We start from the raw sequence: 4574 nt of genomic DNA on the forward strand, positions 1-4574 counted from the left end.
GGGTCAGCGCGGCGCCGAAGCCGGCACCGCCCTGGCCGGCCTGCGCCGCGCCGGGCAGCGCATCCGCGGCGCGATAGGCGGCCGCGGCACCGGCGGGGGCGAGCGGCAGGGTCATCCGCGCAGCGCCTCGATGGTGCGGGTCAGCATGCCGCGCGTGACTTCCAGCACGGACAGGTTGGCAGCGTAGGAACGCTGTGCCTCGCGCATGTCCATCGTCTCGACCAGGCTGTCCACGTTCGGCATGCGGACATAGCCGCGCGCATCGGCCGCCGGGTGCGAGGGATCGTGGTGCAGCGGGAAATCGCCCGCCGCGGTGCCGATGCGGCTGACGGCCACCATCGGCGTGCCGAGCGCGCGGTCCATGCGGTTGCGAAAGGTCACGGTCTTGCGGCGATACGGGTCGCCGCCCGGCGTCTCCGCCGTGCTGTCGCGGTTGGCCAGGTTCTCGGCCACCACGCGCAGGCGCGTCGATTGCGCCTGCATGCCGGCCGCCGAGATGCGCAGCGCGCGATCGAGGTCCATCGACGTGCTCCCTTACGAACTGCGCCCGAGCGCGGTGCGGAACATCCCAAGAAAGCGCCTGTGCAGCCCGACCGCGAGCGCATGCGCCGTCTCGGTATCGGCGATGCGGATCGCCTCGCGGTCGAGGGCCACGCCGTTGCCGTCCATGCTGCGGTCGGGCAGCCGGCGCTCGGCGCGCGCGCGCGGGTCGGCGCCATTGACCGGGCCCAGATGCCGCGCATTCGTCTGCGCCAGCGCCGCGCTCACCGCCTGCCCGAAGGGCCGCAGGTCCGAGGGCCGGAAGCCCGGCGTATCGGCATTGGCGACGTTCTGCGACAGCACGCGCTGGCGCGCATCGAGCCAGCGCATGCGGCTCTCGGCCAGCGCGATCGGTCCTGTGCGGGTCGGGTCCATACGCGAGTCCATCGCATGGCGCCGCCGAAGGTTCGGTTAACGGCGCCATCCCGCGCCGCGGCAACGGCGCGGTAACCATGGCCGTGTTCACTGCGCCCATGAGCCGAACGGGCTGCGCGACCGAGACTCCGGGACAGGACCGGCAGACCGCCGTGCTGGTCGCCGCCATCGACGCGATGGAGGCGACGCTGGCGGTGGCCGAGGCGCTGGCCACCGAGCGCCGGCGCATCGACCTCGCGGGGCTCGAATCCGAGATCGGGCGAATCTGCGCCGCCTGCCTCGCCGTGCCCAGGGCCGCCGCGCCCGGCATCCGCCTGCGGCTCGAATCGCTGCTGCGCGCGCTCGACCGGCTGCGCACGGGGCTCGCACCGCCCTGACCCCCCCACCCCGCCGGCAGGAGGCCGCGGCATGACCCCCGAGATCACACACTGGCTGACCGCCGCCGCATCGCTCCTGGCCGTGCTCGGCCTGGTGTTGCTGGGCGGGCGGCTGCTGCGCGCGGGCGGCTTCGCCCCCGCCGCGCGCGCCGGCACGCGGGTCGGCGTCCAGGAAAGCGTCGCGCTCGACCCGCGCCGGCGCCTCGTGCTGGTGCGCTGCGACGGGCGCGAGGTGCTGCTGCTGACTGGCGGCACCCAGGACCAGGTGGTCGGCTGGCTGCCGGAGCGCGCGGCATGATCCGCGCGCTGGTCCTCCTCGGCCTGCTGCTGCCAGGTGCGGCGCTGGCGCAATCGGTCGCGATCGACCTCGGCCAGGCGGGGCAGCCGGGGGCGACCTCGCGCCTCGTTCAGCTTACCGCGCTGATCGGGATGCTCTCGCTCGCCCCCTCGCTGCTGGTGATGGCGACCGCCTTCACCCGTATCGTCATCGTGCTGGCGCTGCTGCGAAGTGCCATCGGCGCGCAGGGCATCCCGCCCAACCCGGTGCTGGTGGGGCTTGCGCTGTTCCTCACCTTCTTCGTCATGCAGCCGGTGGTCGAGGCCGCCTGGACACAGGGCCTGCAGCCGCTCTCGGAGGGCCGCATCGGCGAGATCGCCGGCCTCGAGGCCGCGGCCGAGCCCTTCCGCCGCTTCATGGCCGCGCAGGTGCGCGAGGACGACCTCGCGCATTTCCTAGAACTGGCGAACCTGCCCGCGCCGCCCGACGCGCAGTCCGCCCCCTGGCGCGCCCTGGTGCCGGCCTTCATGGTCGGCGAGCTGAAGCGCGCCTTCGAGATCGGCTTCCTGATCTTCCTGCCCTTCCTGGTGATCGACATGGTGGTGGCGAGCGTCCTGATGTCGCTCGGCATGATGATGCTGCCGCCATCGGTGGTGGCACTGCCCTTCAAGCTGATCTTCTTCGTGCTGGTGGATGGCTGGCGGCTGGTCTCGGCCAGCCTGGTGCAGGGCTTCGTTGTGACCTAGCGCAACGCGCCCCGCGGGACGGACGTGCAGCTCCGGCCGATCTTCCCGCGAGGGTTGTCATGCGCGCCGCGCTTCTCGCCCTGCTCGTGCTGTCCGGCCTGGCGGCCAGGGCCGCCGCCCAGCCGGGCGATGCGCCCGAACGCGGGGCGGCGCAGGCCGGCGCCGCACCGGCACGCGCCGGCCCATCCTGCCTGATCGCGGACGGGACGAGCCTCGATGCGCGAACCCTGTTCCGGCGGACCTACGGCCAGCCGAAGAACGAGCCTGCCCCCGCCAGCCTCTCGCCCGAGGAGCGCCTCGCCGAGGAGACCCGCCTGCGCGAGGCGATCGCCCAGGCCGAGGCGCGCTGGACGGATGCCCGCGCCGCGGCCGAGCTCACGCTCGAACCCGTCTACGGCGCCCGCTTCGACCCGCCGGCGCTGCGCGCCGCGCGGCCGTGAGCCGCCTCAGCCCCGCGGCAGGTGCTCGGCGATGTAGGGCGGCAGATGGAAGGCGCCGACATGGATCTCCGGCGTCCAGTAGCGCGTGGTGCCCAGAACGCCGGCCGCCGCGGCACGCGCGCGGATTTCACCCACCGGCACCGCCCGGCAGGAAGCGTCCTTGCCCGCCCAGCCCAGCGTCATGAAACCGCCGACATAGGTCGGCACAGCCGCGAGATACGCCCAGATGTCCGGGAAGGCGCGGCCCCGGCGGATCGAGGTCTCGCGCAGCTCATCCCCCTGCATGGCGGGGACGCCGCACTGGTTCACCACGATGCCGCGCGGGGTCAGCAGCCGGGCGCAGTTCGCGTAGAACTCGTCGGTGAAGAGCACCTCGCCCACGCCGATCGGGTCGGTGCTGTCCACGATCACCACATCGAAGGAGGCATCGGGCGCGCGCCGCACATAGTCGATGCCGTCCGCCACCAGCACCTGCGCGCGCGGATCGTGCCACGCATCGCCCGCGATGCCGGGCAGGAATTCCTTCGCGAGCCGGATCACCTCGCCGTCGATCTCGACCATGACGGCGCGCTCGACGCCGCGGTGCTGCAGCACGCGCCGCAGCACGCCGCCATCCCCCGCGCCGATGATCAGCACGTTCTTCGCATCGCCATGGGCCAGCAGCGGCACATGCGCGATCATCTCCTGGTAGGAGAACTCGTCGGCTTCCGTGATCTGCACCACGCCATCGAGCATCATGACGCGCCCATGCGTCTCGCTCTCGAAGATCATGATGTCCTGGAAGTCGGACCGAACGCGGGCGAGCTCGCGCTTCACCCGGAAGCGCTGGCCCCAGGCCTCGTACAGCGTCTCGTTCACCCACAGGTCATAGGCCATCAGGAAATCCCCCGATCATGCGAAAGGGCCGGGCGATGCCACCCGGCCCCTTCCACGACGCCGATGCGCCGCAGCCTTATCCGATGAGGCCGCGCTTGTGTTCGGCCAGCTGCACCCGCTCCGGCAGGAAGCCGCGCTTGAGCGCGGGCAGCGCCTTGTAGGGGTCGCATTCGCCGCAGACGAAGATGTCGAGCGCCGCGTAGTCCCGCTCCGGCCAGGAGTGGATGGACACGTGGCTCTCCGCCAGCACCAGCACGCCCGACACCCCGCCATTGGGCGAGAAGTGGTGGAAATGCCCGTGCAGGATCGTCGCCCCGGTGGCGAGCGCAGCCTCGCGCAGCACGGCATCGATATGCGCGGGGTCGTCGAGGTTCGTCGCCCCCCACAGGTCGATGATCACGTGCGTCCCGGCGTAGCGGACGCCGTTGCGCGCGATGAAGTAATCCTTCTCGGGGTGCACCGAGCGGTCTTCGTCAATGTTCCGGGTGTCGCTCGGCATATCCGAGACCATCCCCGGTTGGACGAGAGCATCCATGTGAGGGCTCCTTCCAGCCAGCAGATGACCAGGGCGATCGGGAAAGTCCGATCATTTGGGTCAACGGCCGCGCGATATGCGGCAAGGGGTCCGCGGGCGCAAGTGAAATTCACCCCCGGGGACCGGAAAAATTGCAGAGCCCCCACCCGGGGGACGCGCAACTCAGCGCGCGACCTGCACGCCCGCCCGCAAGGCCTCCAGCCGCGTCGGCAGCACGCGCAACAAACCGAGCTCGCGTTGCAGCCGCGGCAGGTCGGCCACGCCGCGCAGCGGGTCGGCGGTCAGCAGGTCGAAGGCCTCGGCGAGCGGGCCGCCGGCCATGCGCGCGCCATGCGCCTCGCGCAGCGCGGCCAGCGCATCCTCCTCCCCGGCCAACGCCGCATAGGCGGCGGCACGCGCCAGCGCGAC

General features: G+C 72.1%; 9 protein-coding genes. 4 read left to right on the plus strand and 5 right to left on the minus strand.

All coding sequences use genetic code 11. The annotated features are described in order from the left end of the window. Nucleotides 1-111: 111 nt before the first annotated feature. Entirely contained in the window at nt 112-522 is a 411-nt protein-coding gene (gene flgC / locus HW578_RS23235; protein WP_198373089.1) for a flagellar basal body rod protein FlgC, read from the minus strand. A gap of 12 nt (nt 523-534) precedes the next feature. Further along, nucleotides 535-915 carry a flagellar basal body rod protein FlgB gene (locus HW578_RS23240; RefSeq protein ID WP_198373090.1) on the minus strand — a complete coding sequence of 127 codons (381 nt, stop codon included), beginning with the start codon at nt 913-915 and terminating at the stop codon, nt 535-537. A 77-nt stretch (nt 916-992) separates the two neighbouring features. On the opposite strand from HW578_RS23240, the gene HW578_RS23245 reads away from it, so the two are divergent. From HW578_RS23245 to HW578_RS23260, 4 genes are read left to right on the plus strand one after another with little or no spacing between them, the layout of a single operon-like run. Next, the gene (locus HW578_RS23245; RefSeq protein ID WP_198373091.1) at nt 993-1292 is read left to right on the plus strand and encodes a hypothetical protein; all 300 of its coding nucleotides are present in this window, start codon (nt 993-995) and stop codon (nt 1290-1292) included. 31 nt (nt 1293-1323) lie between these two features. Continuing rightward, nucleotides 1324-1590: a flagellar biosynthetic protein FliO gene (locus HW578_RS23250; protein WP_198373092.1), complete on the plus strand. Its 267-nt coding sequence runs from the start codon at nt 1324-1326 to the stop codon at nt 1588-1590. Continuing rightward, entirely contained in the window at nt 1587-2315 is a 729-nt protein-coding gene (gene fliP / locus HW578_RS23255) for a flagellar type III secretion system pore protein FliP (RefSeq protein WP_198373093.1), read from the plus strand. The genes HW578_RS23250 and fliP overlap by 4 nt, the downstream gene beginning before the upstream one ends. A 59-nt stretch (nt 2316-2374) precedes the next feature. Then, a complete protein-coding gene (locus HW578_RS23260) occupies nt 2375-2755 on the plus strand; it encodes a hypothetical protein (protein ID WP_198373094.1) in 381 nt (126 codons plus the stop codon). A 6-nt stretch (nt 2756-2761) separates the two neighbouring features. On the opposite strand, the gene speE is transcribed toward HW578_RS23260, so the two are convergent. The 3 genes from speE to HW578_RS23275 all read right to left on the minus strand — a co-directional run. Continuing rightward, entirely contained in the window at nt 2762-3631 is an 870-nt protein-coding gene (gene speE / locus HW578_RS23265; protein ID WP_198373095.1) for a polyamine aminopropyltransferase, read from the minus strand. A gap of 76 nt (nt 3632-3707) precedes the next feature. After that, nucleotides 3708-4166 (minus strand): adenosylmethionine decarboxylase, encoded by a 459-nt coding sequence (gene speD, locus HW578_RS23270; RefSeq protein ID WP_198373096.1) that lies wholly within the window; start codon nt 4164-4166, stop codon nt 3708-3710. A 162-nt stretch (nt 4167-4328) separates the two neighbouring features. Continuing rightward, a partial coding sequence (locus tag HW578_RS23275) for a hypothetical protein (RefSeq protein WP_198373097.1) occupies nt 4329-4574 on the minus strand: 246 nt, incomplete at its 5' end.

The organism is Roseomonas rosulenta (genome assembly GCF_016106005.1).
GTDB lineage: Bacteria > Pseudomonadota > Alphaproteobacteria > Acetobacterales > Acetobacteraceae > Neoroseomonas > Neoroseomonas rosulenta.

Coding starts and splice junctions, on each gene's coding strand:
- HW578_RS23250 (WP_198373092.1), top strand. CDS start 1,324: ATGACCCCCGAGATCACACACTGGCTGACCGCCGCCGCATCGCTCCTG.
- HW578_RS23245 (WP_198373091.1), top strand. CDS start 993: ATGGCCGTGTTCACTGCGCCCATGAGCCGAACGGGCTGCGCGACCGAG.
- HW578_RS23240 (WP_198373090.1), bottom strand. CDS start 915: ATGGACCCGACCCGCACAGGACCGATCGCGCTGGCCGAGAGCCGCATG.
- fliP (WP_198373093.1), top strand. CDS start 1,587: ATGATCCGCGCGCTGGTCCTCCTCGGCCTGCTGCTGCCAGGTGCGGCG.
- flgC (WP_198373089.1), bottom strand. CDS start 522: ATGGACCTCGATCGCGCGCTGCGCATCTCGGCGGCCGGCATGCAGGCG.
- speD (WP_198373096.1), bottom strand. CDS start 4,166: ATGGATGCTCTCGTCCAACCGGGGATGGTCTCGGATATGCCGAGCGAC.
- speE (WP_198373095.1), bottom strand. CDS start 3,631: ATGGCCTATGACCTGTGGGTGAACGAGACGCTGTACGAGGCCTGGGGC.
- HW578_RS23260 (WP_198373094.1), top strand. CDS start 2,375: ATGCGCGCCGCGCTTCTCGCCCTGCTCGTGCTGTCCGGCCTGGCGGCC.